The sequence below is a fragment of the Streptomyces sp. Qhu_M48 genome (genome assembly GCF_051305195.1).
GTDB lineage: Bacteria > Actinomycetota > Actinomycetes > Streptomycetales > Streptomycetaceae > Streptomyces.
Genome location: NZ_CP195432.1, coordinates 2,833,445 through 2,858,851, shown reverse-complemented (window position 1 = coordinate 2,858,851; position 25,407 = coordinate 2,833,445). Strand labels below are relative to the sequence as shown.

The following is a 25,407-nucleotide window of genomic DNA, read 5'->3' as shown; positions in this document are numbered from 1 at the left end:
CCCCCATGACCCCTCAACCCGCCGCCCAGCCCGCCGGCTCGAACGGCACCCCCGGCCCCACCGGCCCCACCGGCCCCACCGGCGCGAACGGCTCCGCACCCGCCGCCCACGTCATGAAGCCCGGCTGGATCACGGTGAACGTCCTCAACCGCACGGTCGCCTGGTTGACCCGCCGCGGCATCAGCGTCTGGGGGTCCCGCGTTCTGGCCGTCCGCGGCCGCAAGAGCGGCGAGTGGCGCCGTACCCCCGTCAACCTCCTCACGGTGGACGGCGTCCGGTACCTCGTGGCCCCGCGCGGACACGTCCAGTGGACCCACAACATGCGGGCCGCGGGCGGCGGGCAGCTGATCCTCGGCAAGCACACGCAGGAGTTCAACGTCACCGAGGTGGCCGACGACGACAAGCCCGCGCTGCTCCGCGCCTACCTCAAGCGCTGGAAGGCCGAGGTCGGCGTCTTCTTCGGCGGCGTCGGCCCCGACTCCTCCGACGCGGAGCTGCGCGCCATCGCCCCCAAGCACCCCGTCTTCCGTGTCACGCCGACGGGCCCCGCCACCCCGGCCGCGTGAACCGGCCGGAGTGGCGGAGCCCGTCCGCCGCACTCACTTCGTCGCCCGCGATCGCCTCGACCGCTTCGCTCGCCTCAGCCGATTCGCTCGCCTCAGCCGCTTCGCTCAGACCGCTTCAGGGGCCTGCGGCTTCTCGGGAGCCCCGGCGTCCGGGGAGTTCGGCGCCTCGCCCTGGACCTCGTCGAGGACTTCGCCCTCCGGCGCCGACCGCTCCCGCTGGCCCACTCCGCGGCCCGCGGGTCCGACACCCGTCGTGGTGTCCATCCGCCGGTCCAGCATCTCCAGCGCCCGTCGTGCCATGCCGTTCGAGCGGACCATGCCGCCGAGCGTCGCCGAACCCCGCGTGATGTCCGCGAAGGCGTTCCAGGCCGGGCGCAGCCCGGTGAGCGTCGCGTGCAGCAGTCCCGGGCGGCGCTCGAAGACGGTGAGCATCCGACGGCCGACCGCCATCTCGACACCGAGCCCGGCCTTGATGGCGAAGGCGTAGTTCAGGGCCTGACGTCGGGCGTCGACCGCGTCGTTGGCCTCGGCGACCCGTACCGCCCACTCACCGGCGAGGCGGCCCGAGCGGAGCGCGTACGAGATGCCCTCGCGCGTCCAGGGCTCCAGGAGCCCGGCCGCGTCGCCGCAGACGAGGACCCGGCCGCGGGAGAGCGGCGAGTCGTCGGTGCGGCAGCGCGTCAGGTGACCGGAGGAGATCGTGGGCTCGAAGCCGGCGAGGCCGAGCCTCGCGACGAAGTCCTCCATGTACCGCTTGGTGGCGGCGCCCTCGCCGCGCGCCGAGATGACGCCGACGGTCAGGGTGTCGCCCTTGGGGAAGACCCACCCGTAACTTCCGGGCATCGGGCCCCAGTCGATGAGGACGCGGCCCTTCCAGTCCTCGGCCACGGACGGGGGCACGGGGATCTCCGCCTCCAGGCCCAGGTCGACCTGGCCGAGCTTGACCCCCACATGGGCGCCTATGCGACTGGCGCTGCCGTCGGCGCCGACGACCGCGCGGGCGAGCACGGTCTCGCCGTCGGAGAGGACCACGGCGACGGTCCGCCGGTCCGGGACGGCCGGGCCGTGCTGCTCCACGCGGGTCACCGTCGCGCCGGTCCGCAGTTCGGCTCCGGCCTTCTGGGCGTGCTCGACGAGCTGCGCGTCGAACTCCGGGCGGTTGATGAGCCCGAAGAGCGTCCTGCGCGAGCGGCGGGTGCGGGCGAAGCGTCCGTCCAGGGAGAAGGTGACGGCGTGCACCCGGTCCTGGAGGGGCAGTTCGAAGCCGGGCGGCAGGGAGTCGCGGGAGGGGCCGATGATGCCGCCGCCGCAGGTCTTGTACCGGGGCAGTTCGGCCTTCTCCAGGAGCAGGACCCGGCGTCCGGCGACGGCCGCCGCGTAGGCCGCGGAGGCGCCGGCCGGTCCGGCGCCGACGACCACGACGTCCCAGACGTCGGCCGACTCGTCGTCCTCGTCGTCCTCGTCGGCCACGTACGCCGCGTCCGCCCCTGCCGTCCAATCCGCCGTCTCGTCCGGCGAGGCCGGGCCGTCCGACACCGCGTCATCCGTGACGTGGACGGCCGCGTCCGCGGCCCCGTCCGCACTCCCGCCCGGGGTCCCGTCCGTGACCTCGTCCGACGCGGCGGTGTCCGGTACCGATTCCCTCGCCGACTCCACACCGATGCCCTCAGGAGCCGCGCCTTCGGGCGCGGTGTTCTCCGGACCGGCGTTCTCTGCGTGCTCGCTGCTCACGATGTGCTTCTGCTCCTGATCCGACCGGTGGTCTGCTCCTGACGCATCCTACGGCGCGGTAGCCGGAGCCCCGCGCCGTAGGATCGGCGGTGCGTTCGACGTACCACGACATACGCCGAACGCCGTCCTCACGTCGTAACGTCGCACCCATCAGGAGCGTGCCCATGACCTCGAATCCGATCGCCGAGACCGTACGGTCCCTGATGCCCCGGGCCAAGGCCGAGCTCACGGAGCTGGTGGCCTTCGAGTCGGTGGCGGACGAGGCCGTGGCGCCCCGCAGCGAGTGCGAGGCCGCGGCCGGCTGGGTCGCGGACGCCCTGCGCGCCGAGGACTTCCAGGACGTGGCGCTGCTCGACACCCCCGACGGTTCGCAGTCGGTGTACGGCATCCTGCCCGGCCCGGCCGGGGCGCCGACCGTCCTTCTCTACGCGCACTACGACGTACAGCCGAAGCTGGACGAGTCCGCCTGGCTCACCCCGCCGTTCGAGCTGACCGAGCGGAACGGCCGCTGGTACGGGCGCGGCACCGCCGACTGCAAGGGCGGCTTCATCCTGCACCTGCTCGCGCTGCGCGCCCTCAAGGCGAACGGCGGCGTGCCCGTGACGGTCAAGATGATCGTCGAGGGTTCGGAGGAGCAGGGTACGGGCGGTCTGGAGCGGTACGCCGAACAGCACCCCGACGTACTGGCCGCCGACACGATCGTGATCGGCGACGCGGGCAACTTCCGCGTGGGTCTGCCGACCGTGACCGCGACCCTGCGCGGTATGACGATGATCCGGGTGGGGATCGACACCCTGGAGGGCAACCTGCACTCCGGTCAGTTCGGCGGTGCCGCGCCGGACGCGCTGGCCGCGCTGATCCGCGTACTGGACTCGCTGCGCGGCCCGGACGGCTCGACCGTCATCGACGGGCTGCCGGGCGACCAGGTGTGGGAGGGGCTCCAGTACCCGGAGGAGGACTTCCGTCAGGACGCCAAGGTCCTCGCCGGGGTGGCGCTGCCGGGCGCCGGCACGGTGGCCGACCGGATCTGGGCGCGTCCGGCCGTCACGGTCATCGGCATCGACTGCCACCCGGTGGCCGGGGCCACCCCCTCGATCCCGGCGTCGGCCCGTGCCCAGCTCAGCCTGCGGGTCCCGCCGGGCCTGGACTCGGCCGAGGTGACGAAGCTGCTCTTCGCGCACATCGAGAAGCACACCCCGTGGAACGCCCGGGTCTCCCTCGAACAGGTCGGCCAGGGCCAGCCGTTCCAGGCGGACACGTCGAGCCCCGCGTACGCGTCGATGGCGGAGGCCATGCGGATCGCCTACCCCGGTGAGGAGATGCAGACGGCGGGCATGGGCGGCTCGATCCCGCTCTGCAACACGCTGGCGTCGCTGTACCCGGAGTCGGAGATCCTGCTGATCGGTCTGAGCGAGCCGGAGGCGCAGATCCACGCGCCCAACGAGTCCGTGTCGCCCGAGGAGCTGGAGCGCCTGTCGGTGGCCGAGGCGCACTTCCTGGTCAACTACGCGCGTTCGAAGCAGGCCTGACGTCCCGTCGCGGCCGGTTCCGGCCGACCGGCCCCGACGGACCGTCCCCGATCGGCCGGCCCCGATCGGCCGGTTCAGCGTTCGGCCGGTTCAGCGTTCGGCGAAGCTCGCCGAGAGCGTAGAAGCCCACGGCGGACCCGCGCGGGTGCGTAGGTTCGCCGTATGGAAGCCCTCCGGATCACCCCGCGCCTGCACCTCCTCGACTTCTCCATCGGCCAGGCCTACCTCTGGCGGGACGAGGAGGAGCTGACCCTGATCGACGCCGGCTGGGCCGGTACGGCGACCGGGACGGCCACGGCGATACGGGCGGCCGGACTGGACCCGGACCGGCTGCGCCGCATCGTGCTGACGCACTGCCACCGGGACCACGTCGGTGCGGCGCGGGAGCTGGCGGACCGGTACGGCGCCGAGATCCTCGCGCACCGGCTGGACGCGCCGGTGATCCGGGGCGAGGCGCCGGTGCCCGAGCCCGACCTCCTGGAGTGGGAGCTCCCGCTGTTCGAGCACGGTCTGACGGTGCCGGAGGCGCCGCCGACCCGGGTGGACCGGGAGGTCGAGGACGGCGAGGAGCTCGGTTTCGGCGACGGCGCGGTGGTGGTCCACACCCCCGGCCACACCCCCGGCTCGATCGCCGTCCATCTCCCGCGCCACGGAGTGCTGTTCACCGGGGACACGGTGGCGTCGGTCCAGGGCGTGACCTTCGGCGTGTTCCACGTCGACCGCGCGCTCGCCATGGACTCGATGCGCGCGCTCGCGAAGCTCGCGCCTTCGGTGCTGTGCTGCGGCCACGGCGCCCCGGTGACCCAGGACACGGCGGCCCGGCTCGCCGCCGCGGTCGCGTAGCGACGACGTCCGCGGAGGCCGCGCGGAGAGACAGCGGCAGCGCCGAGGCGCGCGTCGGTGCCTCAGCCCACCGGGACTCCCGCCTCCAGGTTGAGCACCGTGCCTCGTTCGCGGGCGCGCAGGGCCCAGCGGAGGCGCCGGTAGCGGACGGGGGGCAGGAGGTCGGCGGCCTCCTCCTCGGTGACGAAGCGCCAGCCGCGGAGTTCGGCGCCGGGGAGGTGGAGGCGTTCGGTGTCGGCGGGGCCGAGTCTGCCGCCGTCGAAGAGGAGGCGCAGCCCGCCATGGCCGGGGGGCTGGGGGCGTTCCCAGTCGACGAGCAGGAGGCGGGGTACGGCGTCGAGTTCAAGGCCTATCTCCTCGGCCACCTCGCGCATCCCGGCGCGGGCGGGAGGTTCCCCGGTCTCGACGACACCGCCGGGGAACTCCCAGCCTGGCTTGTAGGTGGGGTCGACGAGCAGGAAGCGGTCCTGCTCGTCGAAGAGGAGGACGCCGGCGGCGAGGGTCTCGCCGGTGGGCTCGGGGGTCTGGACGATGGAGCAGGGGGCGGCGAGGCCGGAGCGGACCGCGTCGGCGACGGACCGGGCGGCCTCGGTCACGGTCAGGGCCGAGGTGTCGACGGTGTACGCGTCGGCGGCGAGCCAGTCGAGCGCGGCCCGGTAGGGCGCGACGTGGCCGTGGCACCACTCGCGGACGCGGGCGTCGACCTCGGGGTCTCCGTACTCCGCCCGGCTGTCGATCCGCTGACGCAGGATCGTTTCCTCCGCAGCGAGCAGGATGTGGCACACCTCGATGCGGCGGGCGGCGAGCCCGCCGAAGATCTCGTCCCGGTACTCCTGGCGGAGCAGGGTCATGGGGACGACGAGGACGCCGCCGACCTCGGCGAGCAGCGCGGCGGCCGTGTCGACCACCAGCCGCCGCCAGATCGGCAGGTCCTGGTAGTCCTCGACCTCGGCGAGCCGCTTGGCCGGAAGGAGGCGGCGCAGCCCCCCGCCGGTGAGCTCGGGGTCGTACAGCGTGCTGTTCGGGATCAGATCGACCAGCTCGCGCGCGGTGCTGGACTTTCCCGCGCCGAACGTCCCGTTGATCCAGACGATCACGATTCCCCCTCTTCGGTAGCCCCCAGTGGCTTGCCCGCAACACCCTGCCACGGAAACCCGCGACGGCGTGTCTCGGCATGTGCGTGACACTTCCGGGCAGCCGTCGTTGAGAACGGCAAGCACGAGGGGGTGCGGAGAATGAGTCGTAGGGTTCTCGAACGTTTCCCGGCCGGCGGCCCGCGGGGCAGCTGGCCGGCGGAGGAATTCGCCGGGGCGCGACGGGACGAGGGGGTGCCGGCCCGGGTCGTGATGGACCTGGAGTCCGACACGTTCCTGGTGATCGTGGAGCAGCGGACGGCGGAGCGGGTACGGGAGGAGTGACGGGCGCGGGGGTTCGGTGCCCCGGCCTGTCCGGCGGCGCCGGGACTCCATCGGCGCACCAGGCTCGCCCCGCACACCCGGCTCGATCGGCACGCCCGGCATGCCCGGCTCGATCGGCGCACCCGGCACACCCGGTGCGCCCGGCTTGCCGCACGTGGGTCTCCCTCGCCGGCGCCACACCGCCCGGGATCCGGCGCACTCCACACCACCCGGGGACGGGCACCACTCCACACCGCCCGGGTCCTCCGCGCCGGGCCGCAACACCCGGGGCTCCCGGGCCACTTCACGGCGCCCCGGGATCCCCGCCGCGCTCCGGCGTCAGGACAGCGAGTCCGCCCCCGCGCGCCCGCTCGTCCCGCTCGGCGCGGCGGCCGCCGCGGCCGCCGCGCCGAGGAGGCCCGCGTCGGCGCCGGTGAGGGCCGGGACGACGGTCAGGTCCCGGACGAAGGAGAGCGTGGCGTACCCGCCGAGGCTGCGCCTGAGCGGGGCGAAGAGGATCTCGCCCGCGCCCGCCACCCCGCCGCCGACGACCGCGATGTCGATCTCGACGAGGGCCGCCGTCGCGGCGATGCCCGCCGCGAGCGCCTGCGCGGCCCGCTCGAAGGAGGCGACGGCGATCGGGTCCCCCGCGCGCGCGGCGGCGGCCACCGCGGCGGCGGAGACGTCGCCGTCGGGCCCGGGGCGCCAGCCGTTCTCCAGGGCGCGGCGGGCGAGGTTCGGGCCGCTGGCGACGCGTTCGACACAGCCGCGTCCGCCGCAGGCGCAGGGCTCGCCGTCCATGTCCACCACGATGTGGCCGATGTGACCGGCGTTGCCGGTGGGGCCGGGGTGGACCCGACCGCCGAGGACGAGGCCGCCGCCGACGCCCGTGGAGACCACCAGGCACAGGGCGTTGTCGTGGCCGCGGGCGGCGCCGAGCCAGTGCTCGGCGGCGGTCATGGCGACGCCGTCGCCGACCAGGGTGACGGGGCGTCCGCCGGTCGCCCGGTGGACCCGTTCGACGAGCGGGTAGTCGCGCCAGCCGGGCACGTTGACCGGGCTGACCGTGCCGCGGAACGCGTCGACGGGGCCCGCGCTGCCGATGCCGACGGCCCCCGCGGACTCCCACAGGGGCGAGGCGGCGAGCTCGGCGAGCACTCCCTCGACCGCCCCCATGACCGTCTCGCCGTCCTCGCGCGCGGGCGTGGGCCGTCGGGAGCGGACACGGACGCGACCCCCGCCGTCGACGAGGGCGCCGGCGATCTTGGTTCCCCCGATGTCGAGGGCGACGACGAGACCGTCGGCGGGGCCCGTGGCGGGATCGGTGTGCATGGGCGCGGGGTCTCCACTCGGCGGCGGCGGAACGGTGTTCCGCGGGCGGACGGACGGAACGGTGTTCCGTACAGTCTCCCCTGCCGTGACAACGTTGTCCAGGCCCTATGCTTCGACCAGAGGCACGACACCGATCCCGACGGAGGAAGCGCACACCGTGGCCGAAACCGCCCGCCGCCCCGAGCACCGCTACGGCAACCGGCCCACGATGAAGGACGTCGCCGCACGCGCGGGCGTCGGCCTGAAGACGGTGTCCCGGGTCGTGAACGGCGAGCCGGGGGTCACCCCGGACACCGAGCGCCGGGTCCAGGAGGCCATCGAGATCCTCGGCTTCCGCCGCAACGACAGCGCGCGGGTCCTGCGCAAGGGCAGGACCGCGACCGTCGGACTCGTCCTGGAGGACCTCGCCGACCCGTTCTACGGGCCCCTCAGCCGGGCGGTCGAGGAGGTCGCGCGGGCGCACGGCGCCCTTCTCATCAACGGCTCCAGCGCCGAGGACCCGGACCGGGAGCAGGAGCTGGCGCTCGCGCTGTGCGCGCGGCGGGTCGACGGGCTGATCGTGATCCCCGCCGGTGACGACCACCGCTATCTGGAGCCGGAGATCAGGGCGGGTGTCGCCACCGTCTTCGTCGACCGCCCCGCCGGTCTGATCGACGCCGACGCCGTCCTCTCCGACAGCTTCGGCGGGGCCCGTGACGGGGTGGCCCATCTGATCGCCCACGGGCACCGCAGGATCGGTTTCATCGGTGACCGTCCCCGTATCCACACCGCGTCCGAGCGGTTGCGCGGCTATCGCGCGGCGATGGAGGACGCGGGCCTTCCGGTGCGGCAGGCGTGGGTATCGCCGGGGTCCACGGACCCGGAGCGGGTGAGCGCGGCGGTACGGGAGATGCTTGCCGCGCCGGAGCCCGTGACGGCGCTGTTCGCGGGGAACAACCGGGTCATGGTCACGGTGGTCCGGGTCCTCGCCGGGCAGTCGCGGCCGGTGGCCCTGGTCGGCTTCGACGACATCGAGCTGGCCGATCTGCTCGGTGTCACGGTCATCGCGCAGGACGCGGCCGCGCTCGGACGGACGGCGGCGGAGCGCCTGTTCCGGCGCCTCGACGGGGCCGACGAGGCGCCGGAGCGGGTGGTCCTGGGCACGACGCTGCTCGCCCGTGGGTCGGGCGAGATCGCGCCGTCGAGCGACTGAGCGGGCTCGGCGGCGGGGTTCCCGCTCCGCCGCCGAGCCGGCGGGGTTCCTACTCCGCGGAGGCCGTCAGGTCGCCGCGGCGCGGGGCGGCGAAGCGGTCGAGCGCGGCACGGTCCATGCCGGTGAGCGCGTCGACCTCGGCGGTGTCGAGGGCGCCGCAGTCGATGCCGCGCAGCAGGTAGGAGCTGAGGGCCTTGGCGGTGGCGGGCTCGTCCATGACGTCGCCGCCCGCGTGGTTGGCGTAGGCGGAGAGGCGCTTGGCGGCGGCCTCGAAGCCCTCGCGGTAGAAGGCGAAGACGGCGGCGTAGCGGGTGGGGATGTGCCCGGGGTGCATGTCCCAGCCCTGGTAGTAGGCGCGGGCGAGGGCGCGGCGGGTGAGGCCGTAGTGGAGCCGCCAGGCCTCGTGGACGTGCTCGGTGGTACCGACGGGCAGCACGTTGGTGGAGCCGTCGGAGACGCGGACGCCGGTGCCGGCGGCGGCGACCTGCATGATCGCCTTGGCGTGGTCGGCGGCCGGGTGGTCGCTGGCCTGGTAGGCGGCGGAGACGCCGAGGCAGGCGCTGTAGTCGAAGGTGCCGTAGTGCAGTCCGGTGGCGCGGCCCTCGGCGGCGCCGATCATGCGGGCGACGGCGGCGGTGCCGTCGGATGCGAGGATGGACTGGCTGGTCTCGATCTGGATCTCGAAGCCGAGGCGGCCGGCGTCGAGGCCGTGGGCCTTCTCGAAGGCCTCCAGGAGGCGGACGAAGGCGGAGACCTGCTCGGGGTAGGTGACCTTGGGGAGGGTGAGGACGAGGCCGTCGGGGAGGCCGCCGTTCTCCAGGAGACCGGTGAGGAAGACGTCGGTGGTGCGGATGCCCCGGTCGCGTACGGCGGATTCCATACACTTCATCCGGATGCCCATGTACGGGGCGGCGGTGCCGTTCCGGTACGCCTCGGAGATCAGCCGGGCGGCGCGGGCGGCGTCCGCGTCCTCGGCGGCCCCGCCCTGTCCGGCGTACCCGTCCTCGAAGTCGACGCGGAGGTCCTCGATCGGCTCGCGCTCCAGCTTGGCGACCACGCGGCTGTGGACGTCCTCGGCGAGGTCGTCGGAGAGGCCGAGGACGGCGGCGAAGGAGGCGGCGTCGGGGGCGTGCTCGTCGAGGGCCGCGAGGGCCTGGTCGCCCCAGGAGCGGATGGTGCCGGCGTCGAAGACGTCGCCGGGGACGTAGACGGTGTGGACGGGCTGGCGGGTGCCGGGGTCTCCCGGGTAGCGGCGGTCCAGTTCGGCGTCCACCGCCGCGAGGGAGGCGCTGATGCCCTCGCTGACCGCGCCCGCGAGGCTCGTCGACACCTTCTCCTGCTGACCCATCCCACATCCTCCTGTTTTCCGCTTCACGGAATCAACAATCCGTATAGCGAAGTTAGTAGTCCGTCGGGACCCACGTCAATGGGTGTCCGAAACGGCCGGGGGCCGCGTGGCGATGATCACCACGCGGCCCCCGGACCGTACAGAAACGCAGGTCAACCCTGTCGAGCTCAGCCCTTGCGGCTCTTGACCTCGTCGGTCAGCTGCGGGACGACGTCGAAGAGGTCGCCGACCACGCCGTAGTCGACGAGGTCGAAGATCGGCGCCTCGGCGTCCTTGTTGATCGCGACGATCGTCTTCGAGGTCTGCATGCCGGCGCGGTGCTGGATCGCGCCGGAGATGCCGGAGGCGATGTACAGCTGCGGCGAGACCGACTTGCCGGTCTGGCCGACCTGGTTGGAGTGCGGGTACCAGCCGGCGTCGACCGCGGCGCGCGAGGCGCCGACGGCGGCACCGAGCGAGTCGGCGAGCGCTTCGATGATGCCGAAGTTCTCGGCACCGTTGACACCGCGACCGCCGGAGACCACGATCGCGGCCTCGGTCAGCTCCGGGCGGCCGGTCGACTCGCGCGGGGTGCGGGCGGTCACCTTGGTGCCGGTGGCCAGCGCGCCGAAGGAGACCGTGAGGGCCTCGACGGCGCCGGCGGCCGGGGCGGCCTCGACGGGGGCCGAGTTCGGCTTGACCGTGATGACCGGGACGCCCTTGGAGACACGGGACTTGGTGGTGAAGGAGGCGGCGAACGCGGACTGCGTCGCGACCGGGCCCTCGTCACCGGCCTCCAGGTCCACGGCGTCGGTGATGATGCCGGAGCCGATGCGGACCGCGAGGCGGGCCGCGATCTCCTTGCCCTCGGCGGAGGAGGGGACCAGGACGGCGGCCAGGGAGCCGGCGGCGGACACCGACTCGTAGGCGGCCTGGAGGGCGTCGACCTTCGGGACGACCAGGTACTCGGTGAACTCGGGGGCGTCGGCCGTGAGGACCTTCACCGCGCCGTGCTCGGCGAGGACGGCCGCGGTGTCCGCGGCGCCGTTGCCCAGCGCGACGGCGACCGGCTCGCCGATGCGGCGGGCGAGGGTCAGCAGCTCAAGGGTGGGCTTGCGGACGGCTCCGTCGACGTGGTCGACGTAGACGAGAATCTCAGCCATGGGACTTCAATCTCCTGCGAACGAAAGGGACGGTCTGAGGGGCTCGCGCGAGCCTTAGATGAACTTCTGGCCCGCGAGGAACTCGGCGAGCTGCTTGCCGCCCTCGCCCTCGTCCTTGACGATCGTGCCGGCGGTGCGCGCCGGACGCTCGGCGGCGGAGTCGACCGCGGTCCACGCGCCGGCCAGGCCGACCTCGTCCGCGTCGATGTCCAGGTCGTCCAGCTCCAGGGACTCCACCGGCTTCTTCTTGGCGGCCATGATGCCCTTGAAGGACGGGTAACGCGCCTCGCCCGACTGGTCGGTCACGGACACGACCGCCGGGAGGGAGGCCTCCAGCTGCTCGGAGGCGGAGTCGCCGTCACGGCGGCCCTTCACGACGCCGTCCTCGATGGAGACCTCGGAGAGCAGCGTGACCTGCGGGACGCCCAGACGCTCGGCGAGGATCGCCGGGAGGACACCCATGGTGCCGTCGGTGGAGGCCATGCCGGCGATGACGACGTCGTAGCCGGTCTTCTCGATCGCCTTGGCGAGCACCAGCGAGGTGCCCATGACGTCGGTGCCGTGCAGGTCGTCGTCCTCGACGTGGACGGCCTTGTCGGCGCCCATGGAGAGCGCCTTGCGCAGCGCGTCCTTGGCGTCCTCGGGGCCGACCGTCAGCACGGTGACCTCGGCGTCGTCCGCCTCTTCGGCGATCTGCAGTGCCTGCTCGACGGCGTACTCGTCGAGCTCCGACAGCAGGCCGTCGACGTCGTCGCGGTCGACCGTCAGGTCGTCCGCGAACTTACGGTCTCCGGTCGCGTCGGGCACGTACTTCACACAGACAACGATCCTCAAGCTCACGCCGGCTCTCCTACTGCATCGTCATAACTGGGCTGCCTTGTTGCTCGCAGCATAGGCGCCTGAAGGGCGGGTTTCCGGTCGGGGCGCCGGACGCCCCGACCGAAATATTACTCGCCAGTACATCCAGTCCGTTGCCAGTAAGCAAGCGCTCAGCGGTGTGATCTGCCCAACGCGCGGAGAGCGGCGCGTACGGGAACCCTCAGTCGCGCAGCGCGTTGAAGCGTCCGTGGTGGTAGAGGAGCGGCCGGCCCGCCCCCTCGGGGTCTCCGGCGATCGCCTGCGCGATCACGATCCGGTGGTCGCCGGCGGGCACGCGGGCCACCACACGGCAGACCAGCCAGGCGAGTACGCCGTCGAGCACGGGCACGCCCTCGGGGCCCACGCTCCAGCGGGTCCCCTCCCCGAAGCGGTCGGCGCCGCTGCGCGCGAAGGTGGCGGCGAGCTCCTGCTGGTGCTCACCGAGTATGTGCACGCCGATGTGCTCGGCCTCGGCGAGCACGGGCCAGCTGGAGGAGGAGGTGCCCACCCCGAAGGAGATCAGCGGCGGTTCGGCGGCGACGGAGTTGAGCGAGGTCGCGGTGAAGCCGACGGGCCGCTCCCCGTGGGCGGTGACCACCGCGACACCGGCCGCGTGCCGGCGGAAGACGGAGCGGAGCAGATCGGGTGAGGCCTGCCGGGGGGCGCCTATCGTGGGAACGGCGCGGAGCTCGGGCGAAACCGTCATGGAGTTGTCCTTCTGCGAGGGCGGCATGGATTAGGTCCTGGGGTCGTCAGACGCCCGGACAGCGCGCGCTCGCGTTGCGGGCCAGGTCCACGTGGGTCCGGCCGTAGAGAAGGAGTTCTGGGGGCACTCCGTCAGAGTGACGATCGTTGTCGCGTGCAGTCAAGTGCGTACCGCGATGTGGGAGAAGTGTCACCGCGTCAGACCGCCCGCCCCAGGGCCGCGATGACGTCCACCCTGCGCGGCTGTCCGGCGGCCCGGCGGACGACGCGGCCCGTCCGGTCGAGGACGAGGACGGTGGGGGTCCGCTCGATGCCCAGTTCGCGTACGAGATCGAGCCGCTCCTCGGCGTCGATCTCCACATGGCCCACCCCCGGCACCATCGCGGCCACCTCGGCGAGGGTGCGGCGGGTGGCGCGGCAGGGCTGACAGAAGGCGGTGGAGAACTGGACCAGCGTGGCCCGCTCCCCCAGTGGGACGCCGAGCGTCTCCGGTCCGAGCGTCTCGGTCACCCTTCTTCCCCTCTCTTCACGGTCTCTCCGGCGTTGTCACCGGGTGCAGCGTCGGACGGGAGCGTTCGATTCCCGCCACGACCACCGCGAGTGACGAGAATCTCCCTGTACGAAGCCGCGTGGACTGGTCACGGCGGCCCGCATGGGGCACGATCTGCCCAAAGCCGAAAACCTACGGCTGCGTAACTTCGCTCGGGGGACCCCTCCCCAGGCACACGAAGAAGAGGTTCCTCCCCGATGGCAGAACTTGTCTATCGACCGGTCGTCGGTGCCGCGCTCACCCTGTTCAAGGCACTCGACCTGAAGATCGAGACGCAGGGCTCCGAGCACATCCCGCGGACGGGAGGGGCGGTGCTGGTGAGCAACCACATCAGCTACCTCGACTTCATCTTCACCGGTCTCGCGGCGCTGCCGCAGAAGCGCCTGGTGCGCTTCATGGCGAAGGACTCGGTCTTCCGGCACAAGGTCTCCGGACCGCTGATGCGCGGCATGAAGCACATCCCGGTGGACCGTTCGCAGGGCGAGCACGCCTACGAGCACGCGCTGGAGTCGCTGCGGGCCGGTGAGATCGTCGGCGTCTTCCCCGAGGCGACCATCTCCCAGTCGTTCACGCTCAAGGGCTTCAAGACGGGTGCGGCGCGCCTGGCGCAGGAGGCGGGCGTCCCGCTGATCCCGATGGCACTGTGGGGTACCCAGCGGATCTGGACGAAGGGCCGTTCGCGGAACTTCAGGCGGAGCCACATCCCGGTGACGATCCGCGTGGGCGAGCCCATGGACGCGCCCACCGACCAGTACGCGGGCGCCATCACCCGGCGGCTGCGCGAGCGCGTCCAGGAGCTCCTGGAGGCCGCGCAGCGCGCCTACCCGGTCCGCCCGAAGGACGCGAGCGACACGTGGTGGGTGCCCGCGCACCTCGGTGGTACGGCTCCGACGCCGGCCGAGGTCAAGGACGCGGGCTGACGGCAGGACGCCGGCGGGGACTCTCCGGCCCGCCCCGACGCGGAATCGTCACTCCGGTTCCCGGACGGTGATCCGGGCCCCCGGGCTGAGCCTCTCCAGCGACTCCGCCAGTTCGGAGCCGGCCGCGAGCAGCTCCTCCCGGGTCATGGGGGCGAGCGATTCGAGCAGGAAGACCGCGTCGACCGTGTCGTCGTCGATGCGGGTACGGGGACCCTGGCGCCAGTTCCAGCGGCGACAGGTCACGCCCTCCTCGTCGCACCAGACGACCTCCCCGGGCGCGGGGTGCTCCACCGCCTCCTCCCCTCCCGCCACGGTGACGAAGGACTCGTCGCCGGTGGCCCGCACGAGGCTCATGGCGCCCCTGATCCGGCCCAGGTCCTCACCGCCGACCGGGATGAGATGGGCGACGCTCACCGCGTTGTAGGCGTCGACGAGCCGGTTGACGCGGGGCAGTCCGCCGTCGGCGAGCGCCCGCCTGGCGAGCGCCTCCGCGGAGTTGCGGGTCCGGGAGGGCTTGGCGCCGAACGCGGTGTACGCGGCGCGCCAGGCGGCGATGTGCGGGTCCTGGTCCGGGGTGCGGCCGTCGAGGCGCGCGGCGAGCCGTCGCGCGGCCTCGTCGAGGAGGGCCGAACTGGTGTCGTCACTGGGCCCGTTGACCAGGCCGTGGGCCTCGACGACGAGCGCGGTGAAGCCGGGGACGAGGGTGCGCACCTCGTCGGAGACGGTGAGCGTGAGGGTCATGATCCGCCGTTCGCTGATGTCCGGGGCACAGGGTCCAGTTCAGTCTAGAGCACTGAATAATTCACTGTGCTGCACTGTCCTGCGCGCGCACGCGGAAACGGCCGGTCCCGAAGTCGGTGACTTCGGGACCGGCCGTTCTCGTCGGATCGCGAGCGCTACCGCGCCAGCTCCTCCTTCAGCGCCTGGAGGAAGGCGTCGACGTCGTCCTCCGTGGTGTCGAAGGCGCACATCCAGCGCACGTCGCCGGCGGACTCGTCCCAGAAGTAGAAGCGGAAGCGCTCCTGGAGCCGCCGGGTGACGTCGTGCGGCAGCCGGGCGAAGACCGCGTTGGCCTGCACCGGGTAGAGGATCTCCACCCCGTCGACCTCGCGCACCCCGGCCGCGAGGCGCTGGGCCATCGCGTTGGCATGGCGGGCGTTGCGGAGCCACAGGTCCTTCGCGAGGAGGGCCTCCAGCTGCACCGACACGAAGCGCATCTTCGACGCGAGCTGCATGGACAGCTTGCGCAGGTGCTTCATGTGGCTGACCGCGTCGGGGTTGAGGACGACCACGGCCTCGCCGAAGAGCATGCCGTTCTTCGTGCCGCCGTACGAGAGGACGTCGACGCCCACCGCGTTGGTGAACGCGCGCATCGGGACGTCGAGCGAGGCGGCGGCGTTGGCTATCCGGGCGCCGTCGAGGTGCACCTTCATGCCCTTGGCATGGGAGTGCTCGACGATCGCGCGGATCTCGTCCACCGTGTAGACGGTGCCCAGCTCGGTGTTCTGGGTGATCGAGACGACCTGTGGCATCGCCCGGTGCTCGTCCTCCCAGCCCCACGCCTGCCGGTCGATCAGCTCGGGGGTGAGCTTGCCGTCCGGGGTGGGCACGGTGAGCAGCTTGAGGCCGCCCATCCGTTCCGGCGCGCCGCCCTCGTCCACGTTGATGTGTGCGGACTCGGCGCAGATGACGGCGCCCCAGCGGTCGGTGAGCGCCTGGAGGGCGGTCACGTTCGCGCCGGTCCCGTTGAAGACCGGGAAGGCTTCGGCGGTGGGGCCGAAGTGGCTGTGCATGATCCGCTGGAGGTGCTCGGTGTACTGGTCCTCGCCGTAGGCGACCTGGTGGCCGTCGTTGGCGAGGGCGAGGGCCGCGAGGACCTCGGGGTGGGCGCCGGCGTAGTTGTCGCTGGCGAAGCCCCGGACCGACGGGTCGTGGTGACGACGTGCGTCGGTCCTGGGGCCGAGGGCCGCGGTCACGGCTTGGGGGTCAGCCACAGACGCTGTCCATTCACTTCCTGGGCGGGCCTGCTCCACAGGCCGGCGATCTCGTCGGCCAGGACGGTGACGTCGGTGAAGCCCGCGAACTTCGCGTTGGGGCGTTCGGCGCGCATGGCCTCGTGCACCAATGCCTTGATCACCAGGATCGCAGCAGCCGCCTGCGGGCCGTCGTCGCCCCCCAGCTTGCGGAACGAGTCCGCCATGGCCAGGGTCCAGGCCTCCGCGGCCGCCTTGCCGGCGTTGTACGCGGCGTTGTTCGCGAGCGGCTTGTGCGCGCCGACCTGGCTGATCAGGGCGTAGCGGCCGCGGCCGCCGCTCCGGAGCAGTCCGTCGTGGAAGGCGAGCGAGGTGTTCTGGACGGTGCGGACGAGGAGCTTCTCCAGGAAGTCCCAGTCCGTGAGGTCGGTCTCGGTGAAGGAGCCGCTGCCGCGCCAGCCGCCGACGAGGTGGACCAGGCCGTCGATCCGGCCGAACTCCTTCTCGGTCTTGTCGGCCCAGTCGCGGGTGGCGGCCAGGTCGAGGAGGTCGACGGTGTCGCCGACGACCTTGGCGCCGCCGTGGGCGTAGCGGGCGGCGTCCACGGCCTCCGCGAGGCGCGCCGGGTCGGCGTCCGAGCCGACGACGGTCGCGCCCGCCTCGGCGAGACGCAGGAGCGTCGCGCGGCCCGCCGGGCCGGCCGCGCCGGCGACCGCGATGACGGCGCCGTCCAGCGGCCCGCCGTTTCCGTTCGCGTTCATGGGCGCGGCCTCCTCGGTGTCGTCCGTACGAGCGCTCACGCGGCGGCCCGCTCGGTGCGCGGGACGTCGGCGGCGGTGATCCCCTTGGTGTCGGCGATCACGCCCTTCAGCTTCTTGGCGAGGGCCTCAAAGAACATGCTGAGCGGAAACTCGTCCGGAAGCACGTCGTCGACGAGCTTGCGGGGCGGCAGCGACAGGTCGAGGGCGTCGGGGCCCTTGGCCCACTTCGATCCCGGGTGCGGGGCGAGGTAGGTGGAGACGAGTTCGTACGCCTTGAACCAGTGGACGAGCTTGGGGCGGTCGATGCCGTCGCGGTAGAGCTTCTCGATGTCGCCGCAGAGCTGGTTGGTGACCTCGGGGGCGCGCTGCCAGTCGATCTTGAGGGTGTTGTCCGTCCAGCGCACCACGTCGTTCTTGTGGAGGTACGCGAAGAGGAGCTGGCCGCCGAGGCCGTCGTAGTTGCGGTTCCGGTCGCCGGTGAGCGGGAAGCGGAACATCCGGTCGAAGAGGACCGCGTACTGCACGTCACGGCCGTGCGTGTTGCCCTCGGCCTCCAGCTTCACGGCCTCCTTGAAGGCGGTGAGGTCGCAGCGGAGCTCCTCCAGGCCGTACATCCAGAAGGGCTGGCGCTGCTTGATCATGAAGGGGTCGAAGGGCAGGTCGCCGTGGCTGTGGGTGCGGTCGTGGACCATGTCCCAGAGCACGAACGCCTTCTCGCAGCGCTCCTGGTCGTCGATCATCGCGGCGATGTCGGCCGGCAGCCGGATGCCGAGGGTGTCCACGGCGGCCTCGGTGACCTTGCGGAAGCGCGCGGCCTCGCGGTCGCAGAAGATGCCGCCCCAGGTGAAGCGCTCGGGGGCCTCGCGGACGGCGATGGTCTCCGGGAAGAGGACGGCCGAGTTGGTGTCGTACCCGGCGGTGAAGTCCTCGAAGGTGATGCCGCAGAAGAGCGGGTTGTCGTAGCGGGTGCGCTCCAGCTCGGCGAGCCACTCCGGCCACACCATGCGGAGCACGACGGCTTCGAGGTTGCGGTCGGGGTTGCCGTTCTGCGTGTACATCGGGAAGAGCACCAGGTGCTGGAGCCCGTCGACACGGTCGGCGGCCGGCTGGAAGGCGAGCAGCGAGTCCAGGAAGTCCGGGACCGCGAAGCCGCTCTCGGCCCACTTGCGCAGGTCGGAGACGAGGGCGCGGTGGTAGGCGCCGTCGTGGGGGACGAGCGGGGAGAGCTGCTCGACCGCGGCGGTGACGCGGTCGAGGGTCAGCTCGGCCAGGGAGCGGGCGGGGGCGCCCTCGCGTTCGAAGTCGATGGAGCCGTCCGCGCTCTGCCAGGCGCGGAACTCCTCCACGGCATTCTTGAGCTCGGGCCAGGCGGGGTGGTCGATCACCCGGGCGGCGGTGGATATCCCCCCACCGGTCACGTCCTGCACAAGAATTTCCGTCATGCCTCTTCCTTCACAGGAGAACCTCGCGTCAAGACACCGTAACCATTGACGGTTCTTTGCCACAAGGGGAGCAAGAGAAATTATCCTGCGCGACCCCCCTGATCGCAGAAGTTTTTCCTGTCAGTCAGGGTTGAAGCCACCCTTCCGCCGCCCTGCTCAGCCCAGCGGCTTCACCAGGAGCTCGAACTCCAGGTCGTCGCGCTGGGGCAGCCCGAAGCGCTCGTCGCCGTACGGGAAGGGCGTCGTCAGCCCCGTACGCCGGTAGCCGCGCCGCTCGTACCAGGCGATCAGCTCCTCGCGCACGGAGATCACCGTCATGTGCATCTCGCGCACGTCCCACAGCTCGCGCACCCGGCGCTCGGCCTCCGCGATGATCTGCTTGCCCAGACCCGCGCCCTGCAGTTCGGGGCGGACCGCGAACATGCCGAAGTAGGCGGCGTCGCCGCGGTGCTCCAGCTGGCAGCAGGCGACGATCCCGCCGTCGCGCTCGACGACCAGGAGCCGGCTGCCGGGCGCGGTGATCACGGCGGCCACGCCGTCGGGGTCGGTGCGCTGCCCCTGGAGGATGTCCGCCTCGGTGGTCCAGCCGCCACGGCTGGAGTCGCCCCGGTAGGCCGACTCGACGAGCGGGACGAGTGCGGGGACGTCGTCCAGGACCGCTTCGCGGTAGCTGATCCGGCCGGTCTCCTGCGACGTGGCGGTGTCCATGTGAACGGGGGCTCCCCTCGGGCGCTGACGATCGGCGTACGCGATCGTCCCGAGCCTAACGCGACCCCTTCACTCCCCCTCGTACGCCTGTGCGCACCCGTGCGCCCGCGTGTTCACCAACGGCGGCGGGCATCTTCCGGGGAGGGACGGCGTCGAGGGGGAGGTGTGGCGTGCACGGACCCGCCCTGTCCGGGTGGCTGATGGTCGCGCTGTGCGTGACGACCGGCGCGTACTGCCTGGCGCGCATGCGCGCGTGCACCGGGGAGGAGCGCCGGGCCGCGGGCGGCGAGGCCGTCATGGGGTTCGGGATGGCGTCCATGGCCCTGCCCACGGCGGCGCTCACGCCGCCGGAGTGGAGCTGGGCGGTGTACGCGGTGGTGTTCGGCGCCGCGGCGCTGCACGGCCTCCTCGCGGTCCGGCGCGGCGGACACCATGTGCACCACCTCGTCGGCTCGCTCGTCATGGTCTACATGGCGCTGACCATGGCGGCGCCGGCCCCGGGGGCGCACGCGGGGCACACGGCGGCCACGGCGGGCGGCGTACCGGTGCTCACGGGCGGGCTGCTCCTCTACTACATGGCGTACGTGCTGCACACGGGCGCGAGACTCGTCCCGGTCGCGCTGCCGGTCCCGGCCCCCCTGGCGGGGGCGGGCGACGGGGGGGCCGCGAGACCCCCGGTGGGGGCGGGAGGCACCGGGCCGGCCTGGGCGACCCGGCCGGAACTGACGCTCGCCTGCCGGCTGTCGATGGGGCTCGCGACCCTCGCCATGCTGGTGACCCTCTGAGGACGGGCGGACGGAGGTTCGCGGGAGTCGCGGTCGCCTCCGAGGGCGGCTCGGGGATCAACGAAACCGTGGCGTACGTCACTTGCCGTCCGAGGCCATACCCCCGCACCGTACCGCGCTCATAGGCTGGCGCCCATGTGGGTCTCCCTCGTGCTGTTCCTGCTCGGCCTCCTGACCGCCCTCGCAGCCCCCCGGCTGCTGTCCCGGGCGGACTGGGTCGAGCGAGAACCCGTGGTGGCCCTCTGGGTCTGGCAGTGCGTGGTCGCCGCCGTGCTGCTGAGTTTCGCCCTCTCCATGACGTTCAGCGCGTCGACCGCCTGGCAGGCCGTACGGGGGCAGCTCTTCGCCCCCGCGCCGCGCGCCGTGGTCGACGCCTACGAGCTGGGGACGAGCGGACCCTGGTCCGCGGTGCTCGCGGTGGCCCTGGCGGCCGGCGGGGTCTGGTCCGGGGCGATGCTCGGCCGGGAGTTCAGCCAGGCCCGGACCCGGCGCCGGCTGCGCCGCTGCGATCTGCTCGTCCGCGCGCCGCTGTTGCCCGGGGAGGAACCCGGCAGCGAGCGGCTCGTGGTCCTGGAGGGCGAGCGGGCGGACGCCTGGTGGCTGGCGGGGACCACGCCGCAGCTCGTCATCACCACGGCCGCGCTGCGGCGGTTGAAGGGCCGCCAGCTGGACGCCGTCCTGGCGCACGAGCAGGGCCACGCCCGCGCCCGGCACGACTGGCTGCGGCACTGCTCCGCCGCGCTGGCCGCCGGCTTCCCGGGCATCCCGGTCTTCGCGGCCTTCCGCGAGGAGATGCACCGGCTGGTGGAGCTGGCCGCCGACGACGTGGCCTCGCGCCGGTTCGGGCGTCTGACGATCGCGCTCGCCCTGGTCGAACTGAACGAGGACCGGGGTGTGTTCGGCCCCGGCCCGGCCCCTTACGGGGATCTGCCGCGGCGGGTGAACCGGCTCCTCGCCGCGACACCCCGGCTCACGGCCGGCCGCCGCCTCCGGCTCACCGCGGCCGCGTCCCTGGTGCCGGTGGTCCCGGTGCTCGTGGCCCTCGTCCCGGCGCTCAGCGCGCTGGGATAGGTGGTTCCTCGTCGATCACGCCGGAAGGGGTGCGGCGGCGCGCGCGGGACGACCGGAGGATCATGCGGGGCCGGATGTCGGGCAGGATCGAGGCATGCGCTCCTCCGCTCTGGTCTCCGGCGTCCTGTTCCTCCTGTTGCTCGTCCTCGTCGCGGCGGGGTGGACACCCCTGCTCTCCTTCGACCGTTCGGTGGCCGAGGCGCTCCACCGTGACGCCGTCGCCGACCCGGGACTCACCGGCCTGAACCGCGTCCTCAGCGACTGGGTCTGGGACCCATGGACGATGCGCGCCCTGGCCGCGGCCGCCGTGGTGCTGCTGTGGATGGGGCGGGAGCGGCGGCTGGCCCTGTGGGTGGCCGGGACGAGCCTGCTGGCCGTGGGGCTCCAGCAGGGTCTGAAGTCGCTGGTGGGGCGGGAGCGGCCCGAGTGGGACGACCCGGTCGACTCGGCGCGGTTCGCCGCATTCCCGTCCGGGCACGCGATGACGGCCATGGTCACCTGCGGGCTGCTGCTCTGGGTCATGGCGCTGCGCTGGCGTGACGAGTGGCGCGGCTGGGGCGCCCTCACCGTCGCCGCGGTCGTCTCGGTGCTCGGCGTGGGCTGGACGCGGATCTACCTGGGCGTCCACTGGCCCACGGACGTCCTCGGGGGCTGGCTGCTCGGCTGGTGCTGCGTGGCCGTGTCGGTCCTTACTTACCGCTGGAGCGCGCGACGCGGCCTCTGGACCGGGGCGGGGATCGCGGCTGCCGGAGCCGGGGGGACCGGGGCCTCCGGGAGGGACGGATCCGGGGCCGGGGGCGCCGGGGCCGGAGACGCCCAGGACGGCGGCATCGGCGGCGGGAGCAGAATGGGGGAAGCACGATGAAGCCGCCTGTTCTGGACGATCCCCCGTGTCGCCCAGAACAGACGGCATCCCCGGCGGCCTGCCACGGAGGCATGCCGACGGGATGCGCCGAGTATATTGGCCGGCAGCCAGTCAACGCAGGAGTCCAGCATGTCCCCGCGTAGCCCATCGGTCAATGAAGAGCTCCGGCGCAGGTCGCGGGAGCGCATTCTGCAGGCCACGGTGGAGCTGGTCGACACCCATGGCTACGAGGCGACCACGCTCGGCGACATCGCGGAGCGGGCCGGTACGGCGCGGGGACTGATCTCGTACTACTTCCCGGGCAAGCGGCAGTTGCTCCAGGCGGCGGTGCACCGGCTGATGCACCTCACGCTGGAGGCGGCGCTGGAGCGCGAGCCGCGCTCGGAGGACGGCCGCGAGCGGCTGGCCCGCGCGATCGACGCGATCCTGGGGCTCGCGGCGGAGCGGCCCACCCTGATGCGGACCCACATGGCGGGCATCCTGCAGGCCGAGGGGTTCGTGCGGTGCGAGGAGCAGCAGCGCCTCGCCTTCCTGCTGCGCGACACGGTCACCCGGTACGGCTCCGAGGACGTGGACACGGACTATCCGCTGCTGCGCGCCCTGTTGATGGGCGCGGTGGTGGCGGTCCTGCTTCCGGGCGCGCGGATGCCGCTGGCGCGGCTGCGGTCGGAGCTGTTCCACCGGTACGGCCTCGACTGGGAGGCGGGCGTGCCGCCGGACGGGGGTCCGCCCGACGGCACGCCGCCGCTCAGGCCGTCAGGCGGCCGTCACGGTCCCGCTCAGTCGTCGAAGTCGAAGTAGTCCGGCTGGGTCTGGACGTTGAGCTCGTCCATCCGGATCCGCTTCGCGGCGTCGGTGCGCCGGTCGGAGAGCTTCAGGACGTCGAAGCCCTTGGCGATGTCGTTCGAGTAGATGTAGCCGTTGTAGTAGTACGCGGACCACGAGCCACCGGTCGCGATGGTGGTGGCCGAGAGCGGACCGCGCTCGAAGTAGGCGATCTCCTTGGGCTTGCGGGAGTCGGTGAAGTCCCAGACGGAGACACCGCCCTGGTACCACGCCTGGACCATGAGGTCCTTGCCCTTGACCGGGATCAGCGAGCCGTTGTGGGCGACGCAGTTCTCGGTGTCGGCCTGGTGGCGCGGGATCTTGAAGTAGCTGCGGAAGACGAGCTCGCTGCGCTTGCCCTTGCCGACGATGTCGTAGATGCCGTTGGCGCCGCGGTTCGGGCCGACGGCCGCGTTGCAGGTGGCCGCGCCGCCGCCGCCGAGCTCGTCGGTGAAGACGATCTTGTTGGCCTTCTGGTTGAAGGTCGCGGAGTGCCAGAACGCGAAGTTGACGTTGTCCTGGACGCGGTCGATCACCCGCGGACGCTCGGGGTCCTCGATGTCGAAGAGGATGCCGTCACCCATGCAGGCGCCGGCCGCGAGGTCCTTCTCCGGCAGGACGGTGATGTCGTGGCAGCCGGTGGTCTTCGAGACGCCCGGGTTGGTGGGCGCGCCCGGGTTGCCGCCGCCGTCCGGGCCCTCGCCCGGGAAGAGGACGGGGAAGGAGACGATCCTGGACTTCTCGGGCGCCTTGCGGGGCACCTTGATGACCGAGATGCCGTCGTGCGGGGGCTGGCAGTCCGGGAACGCGGCGCTGGGCGAGTACGAGGAGACGTAGACGTACACGTCCTTGCGCTTCGGCACCAGCGTGTGGGTGTGCGATCCACAGGCGGTCTCGACGGCGGCGACGTACTTCGGGTTCCTGACGTCGCTGATGTCGAAGATCTTCATGCCCTCCCAGGATTCCTTGACCGAGGCGGGCTGCGTGGTGCTGGCGCAGGAGTTGTCGCTCCGGGAGGAGTCCGTCGAGAGGAACAGCAGGTCCCCGGAGACGGAGATGTCGTTCTGGGAGCCCGGGCAGAGGACCTGGGCGACGGTCTTCGGGGCCTTCGGGTTGCTGATGTCGAAGATCCGGAAGCCGTCGTAGTTGCCGGCGAAGGCGTACTCGCCTTGGAACGCGAGGTCCGTGTTGAGGCCCTTGAGCGCGTCCTTGGGGATGTTCGCGAGGTGCTGGATGTTCGAGCTGTGGACGATCTCGTCCACGCCGGGTATCTCACCGCTCTGGATGGCGGAGCGCGCGTCGGCCGCCTGCTCCGAGGAGACCTTGCCCTGGACGAGGGCGTCTCCGGGATCGGGTGTGGCGGCCACGGGGCCTGCCGCGAGCAGTGTGGCCAGCAGACCGGCCGCGGCGGATGCCACGCCCAGGCGTCTGAGCCGTGCACGCGGGTCACGCGTGTGGGACGTGGTACGCGGGGTACGCAACGAAGTCACTCCGTCCTCCCTGGTATCCGTTCAGCCTTGAACGGGTGTTGGACCTCGGCAGTATCTTCCTTGCCGTGCACATCTCAACAGATGGCAACACAGACGTAATGAAGGATTTTGATCGGTCACCCCGAGAAAAGTGCTAGGAACGGTCACTGTCGCCGCAAGAAAATCTGGAGGTCACGTTGTTGATCCGCCGTCACCGGGCCGTCGTCGCCGTGGCCCTGTCCGCCGTCGCCGCACTCGCCCTGGCCGCCTGCGAGTCGGGACCGGACAAGGCCGCACCGAAGGCCGCGGCATCGACCGGAACCACGGTGGTGGCCCCGGGCAAGCCCGGGGAACCGGCCCGGCGGATATCCCCCGAGGAGGCCGCCCGGCTGATGCCGGACGAGAGCCCCAACGGCGCGGACTTCACGTATGTCCAGATGATGATCGCGCACCACCGGCAGGCCCTGACCATGACGGCGCTCGCCCCGCGACGGGCGGGCTCGACTCAGGTCAGGAAGGTGGCCGAGCGGATCGCGGCGGCGCAGCAGCCCGAGATCGGCGCGATGGAAGGTTGGCTGAAAAACAACGGTGGACCGCGTGAACAGGCCGGCCACGACCACCACTCGATGCCGGGCATGGCGACCGAGGCGCAGCTGAAGGAGCTGGGGAACGCGAAGGGCGAGGCCTTCGACGAGCTGTTCCTGAAGCTGATGATCACGCACCACCAGGGGGCGGTGACGATGGCGGCCGAGGTGCTGAGCGAGGGGAACAACGTCCTCGTGGAGGAGATGGCGAACGACGTGATCGCCCAGCAGACCGCGGAGATCAGCCGGATGCGGTCGCTGTAGGAGGCGTCCACCCGGGCGTCACTCCAGGCCGCGCCCGGGCGTCACTTCAGGCCCCGCCCCGCCCGGGGCGCGGGCGCGGGCGCGGGCGCGGGAGCGGGAGCGGGTGGGACAGGGGCGGACGGCGCCGGGCCGTCAGACGAGCTCGCCGTCGCGGGCGGCCTGGGCGTCGGCCGCCGCCAGTACGGTGGCGAGGAGTTCCGGGAAGAGCGCGTCGAGGTCCTCCCCGCGCAGCGCGCTGAGCTTGGCCGTCCCCCGGTACGTCTGCTGGATGACGCCGCTCTCGCGCAGCACCCGGAAGTGGTGCGTCGTCGTGGACTTGGTCACCGGGAGGTCGAAGTACGAGCAGCTCAGCTCGGCGCCCTCGCGCGCCAGCTCCCGCACGATGCTCAGCCGCACCGGGTCCGCGAGCGCGTGCAGCACCGATTCGAGACGGATCTGGTCACGCGTGGGGTGTTCGAGGGCGCGGGGGCTCGTGGTGGTCGTCACGGTGGCGGCTCCACTTCATCCGGGATACGGACCCATTGTACGAGATCTCTCGTAGTTTGAC

26 protein-coding genes are annotated in these 25,407 nt (G+C 72.3%); 11 read left to right on the top strand and 15 right to left on the bottom strand.

From position 1 onward, the window contains the following. The first annotated feature begins 113 nt into the window (after nt 1–113). Entirely contained in the window at nt 114–566 is a 453-nt protein-coding gene (locus ACRRSS_RS13260; RefSeq protein WP_435975318.1) for a nitroreductase family deazaflavin-dependent oxidoreductase, read from the top strand. A 105-nt stretch (nt 567–671) separates the two neighbouring features. Here the strand turns inward: ACRRSS_RS13260 and ACRRSS_RS13255 are convergent, their stop codons facing one another. After that, entirely contained in the window at nt 672–2,036 is a 1,365-nt protein-coding gene (locus ACRRSS_RS13255; protein ID WP_435975317.1) for a geranylgeranyl reductase family protein, read from the bottom strand. 425 nt (nt 2,037–2,461) lie between these two features. On the opposite strand from ACRRSS_RS13255, the gene ACRRSS_RS13250 reads away from it, so the two are divergent. Together ACRRSS_RS13250 and ACRRSS_RS13245 are read left to right on the top strand one after the other, a co-directional pair. Next, nucleotides 2,462–3,826: a dipeptidase gene (locus ACRRSS_RS13250; protein ID WP_435971398.1), complete on the top strand. Its 1,365-nt coding sequence runs from the start codon at nt 2,462–2,464 to the stop codon at nt 3,824–3,826. A gap of 162 nt (nt 3,827–3,988) precedes the next feature. Then, the gene (locus ACRRSS_RS13245) at nt 3,989–4,669 is read left to right on the top strand and encodes an MBL fold metallo-hydrolase (protein WP_435971397.1); all 681 of its coding nucleotides are present in this window, start codon (nt 3,989–3,991) and stop codon (nt 4,667–4,669) included. 62 nt (nt 4,670–4,731) lie between these two features. Here the strand turns inward: ACRRSS_RS13245 and ACRRSS_RS13240 are convergent, their stop codons facing one another. Beyond that, nucleotides 4,732–5,766, bottom strand: a complete 1,035-nt coding sequence (locus ACRRSS_RS13240) for an NUDIX domain-containing protein (protein WP_435971396.1) — start codon at nt 5,764–5,766, stop codon at nt 4,732–4,734. Nucleotides 5,767–5,904: 138 nt separating this feature from the next. Here ACRRSS_RS13240 and ACRRSS_RS13235 point away from each other — a divergent pair, with 138 nt between their 5' ends. Beyond that, nucleotides 5,905–6,087 (top strand): hypothetical protein, encoded by a 183-nt coding sequence (locus ACRRSS_RS13235; RefSeq protein ID WP_189831520.1) that lies wholly within the window; start codon nt 5,905–5,907, stop codon nt 6,085–6,087. A gap of 318 nt (nt 6,088–6,405) precedes the next feature. Here ACRRSS_RS13235 and ACRRSS_RS13230 read toward each other — a convergent pair whose 3' ends face one another. Beyond that, nucleotides 6,406–7,398 (bottom strand): ROK family protein, encoded by a 993-nt coding sequence (locus ACRRSS_RS13230; RefSeq protein WP_435971395.1) that lies wholly within the window; start codon nt 7,396–7,398, stop codon nt 6,406–6,408. Between the two features lie 157 nt (nt 7,399–7,555). Between ACRRSS_RS13230 and ACRRSS_RS13225 the strand changes: the two genes are divergently transcribed. After that, nucleotides 7,556–8,590, top strand: a complete 1,035-nt coding sequence (locus ACRRSS_RS13225; RefSeq protein ID WP_435971394.1) for a LacI family DNA-binding transcriptional regulator — start codon at nt 7,556–7,558, stop codon at nt 8,588–8,590. A 49-nt stretch (nt 8,591–8,639) separates the two neighbouring features. On the opposite strand, the gene ACRRSS_RS13220 is transcribed toward ACRRSS_RS13225, so the two are convergent. The 5 genes from ACRRSS_RS13220 to ACRRSS_RS13200 all read right to left on the bottom strand — a co-directional run bounded on the left by ACRRSS_RS13220 (nt 8,640) and on the right by ACRRSS_RS13200 (nt 13,153). Continuing rightward, complete coding sequence (locus ACRRSS_RS13220; protein WP_435971393.1) at nt 8,640–9,938, bottom strand: DUF6986 family protein; 1,299 nt, start codon at nt 9,936–9,938, stop codon at nt 8,640–8,642. Between the two features lie 167 nt (nt 9,939–10,105). Beyond that, entirely contained in the window at nt 10,106–11,080 is a 975-nt protein-coding gene (locus tag ACRRSS_RS13215) for an electron transfer flavoprotein subunit alpha/FixB family protein (protein WP_435971392.1), read from the bottom strand. Between the two features lie 54 nt (nt 11,081–11,134). Beyond that, nucleotides 11,135–11,920 carry an electron transfer flavoprotein subunit beta/FixA family protein gene (locus ACRRSS_RS13210; RefSeq protein WP_055599476.1) on the bottom strand — a complete coding sequence of 262 codons (786 nt, stop codon included), beginning with the start codon at nt 11,918–11,920 and terminating at the stop codon, nt 11,135–11,137. A 199-nt stretch (nt 11,921–12,119) separates the two neighbouring features. Further along, entirely contained in the window at nt 12,120–12,644 is a 525-nt protein-coding gene (locus tag ACRRSS_RS13205) for a flavin reductase family protein (RefSeq protein WP_351897709.1), read from the bottom strand. 197 nt (nt 12,645–12,841) lie between these two features. Then, nucleotides 12,842–13,153 carry a TlpA family protein disulfide reductase gene (locus tag ACRRSS_RS13200; RefSeq protein ID WP_351897711.1) on the bottom strand — a complete coding sequence of 104 codons (312 nt, stop codon included), beginning with the start codon at nt 13,151–13,153 and terminating at the stop codon, nt 12,842–12,844. Between the two features lie 237 nt (nt 13,154–13,390). Here ACRRSS_RS13200 and ACRRSS_RS13195 point away from each other — a divergent pair, with 237 nt between their 5' ends. Beyond that, the gene (locus ACRRSS_RS13195; protein WP_435971391.1) at nt 13,391–14,113 is read left to right on the top strand and encodes a lysophospholipid acyltransferase family protein; all 723 of its coding nucleotides are present in this window, start codon (nt 13,391–13,393) and stop codon (nt 14,111–14,113) included. 48 nt (nt 14,114–14,161) lie between these two features. Here the strand turns inward: ACRRSS_RS13195 and ACRRSS_RS13190 are convergent, their stop codons facing one another. From ACRRSS_RS13190 to ACRRSS_RS13170, 5 genes are all read right to left on the bottom strand, one after another. After that, entirely contained in the window at nt 14,162–14,854 is a 693-nt protein-coding gene (locus ACRRSS_RS13190; RefSeq protein WP_435971390.1) for a B3/B4 domain-containing protein, read from the bottom strand. Nucleotides 14,855–15,009: 155 nt separating this feature from the next. Continuing rightward, nucleotides 15,010–16,089 (bottom strand): threonine aldolase family protein, encoded by a 1,080-nt coding sequence (locus ACRRSS_RS13185; RefSeq protein ID WP_351898086.1) that lies wholly within the window; start codon nt 16,087–16,089, stop codon nt 15,010–15,012. Further along, nucleotides 16,086–16,847: an SDR family NAD(P)-dependent oxidoreductase gene (locus tag ACRRSS_RS13180; RefSeq protein WP_435971389.1), complete on the bottom strand. Its 762-nt coding sequence runs from the start codon at nt 16,845–16,847 to the stop codon at nt 16,086–16,088. The genes ACRRSS_RS13185 and ACRRSS_RS13180 overlap by 4 nt, the downstream gene beginning before the upstream one ends. A 35-nt stretch (nt 16,848–16,882) precedes the next feature. Continuing rightward, nucleotides 16,883–18,289: a DUF6421 family protein gene (locus ACRRSS_RS13175; protein ID WP_435971388.1), complete on the bottom strand. Its 1,407-nt coding sequence runs from the start codon at nt 18,287–18,289 to the stop codon at nt 16,883–16,885. A 156-nt stretch (nt 18,290–18,445) separates the two neighbouring features. Beyond that, nucleotides 18,446–18,997 (bottom strand): GNAT family N-acetyltransferase, encoded by a 552-nt coding sequence (locus ACRRSS_RS13170; RefSeq protein WP_435971387.1) that lies wholly within the window; start codon nt 18,995–18,997, stop codon nt 18,446–18,448. 170 nt (nt 18,998–19,167) lie between these two features. Here ACRRSS_RS13170 and ACRRSS_RS13165 point away from each other — a divergent pair, with 170 nt between their 5' ends. From ACRRSS_RS13165 to ACRRSS_RS13150, 4 genes are all read left to right on the top strand, one after another. Further along, nucleotides 19,168–19,782, top strand: coding sequence for a DUF5134 domain-containing protein (locus ACRRSS_RS13165; RefSeq protein WP_435971386.1), 615 nt, complete (start codon nt 19,168–19,170; stop codon nt 19,780–19,782). Between the two features lie 135 nt (nt 19,783–19,917). Next, complete coding sequence (locus tag ACRRSS_RS13160; RefSeq protein WP_435971385.1) at nt 19,918–20,853, top strand: M56 family metallopeptidase; 936 nt, start codon at nt 19,918–19,920, stop codon at nt 20,851–20,853. Between the two features lie 94 nt (nt 20,854–20,947). After that, on the top strand, nt 20,948–21,718 hold the full coding sequence (locus ACRRSS_RS13155) for a phosphatase PAP2 family protein (protein WP_435971384.1): 771 nt from the start codon (nt 20,948–20,950) through the stop codon (nt 21,716–21,718). Nucleotides 21,719–21,847: 129 nt separating this feature from the next. Further along, nucleotides 21,848–22,519 (top strand): TetR/AcrR family transcriptional regulator, encoded by a 672-nt coding sequence (locus ACRRSS_RS13150; protein WP_435971383.1) that lies wholly within the window; start codon nt 21,848–21,850, stop codon nt 22,517–22,519. On the opposite strand, the gene ACRRSS_RS13145 is transcribed toward ACRRSS_RS13150, so the two are convergent. Then, nucleotides 22,498–24,033: an LVIVD repeat-containing protein gene (locus ACRRSS_RS13145; protein ID WP_435971382.1), complete on the bottom strand. Its 1,536-nt coding sequence runs from the start codon at nt 24,031–24,033 to the stop codon at nt 22,498–22,500. The genes ACRRSS_RS13150 and ACRRSS_RS13145 overlap by 22 nt on opposite strands. 176 nt (nt 24,034–24,209) lie before the next feature. Here ACRRSS_RS13145 and ACRRSS_RS13140 point away from each other — a divergent pair, with 176 nt between their 5' ends. Continuing rightward, nucleotides 24,210–24,860: a DUF305 domain-containing protein gene (locus ACRRSS_RS13140; RefSeq protein ID WP_435971381.1), complete on the top strand. Its 651-nt coding sequence runs from the start codon at nt 24,210–24,212 to the stop codon at nt 24,858–24,860. A gap of 132 nt (nt 24,861–24,992) precedes the next feature. Here the strand turns inward: ACRRSS_RS13140 and ACRRSS_RS13135 are convergent, their stop codons facing one another. Next, nucleotides 24,993–25,346: an ArsR/SmtB family transcription factor gene (locus tag ACRRSS_RS13135; protein ID WP_435971380.1), complete on the bottom strand. Its 354-nt coding sequence runs from the start codon at nt 25,344–25,346 to the stop codon at nt 24,993–24,995. Between the last annotated feature and the right edge of the window lie 61 nt (nt 25,347–25,407).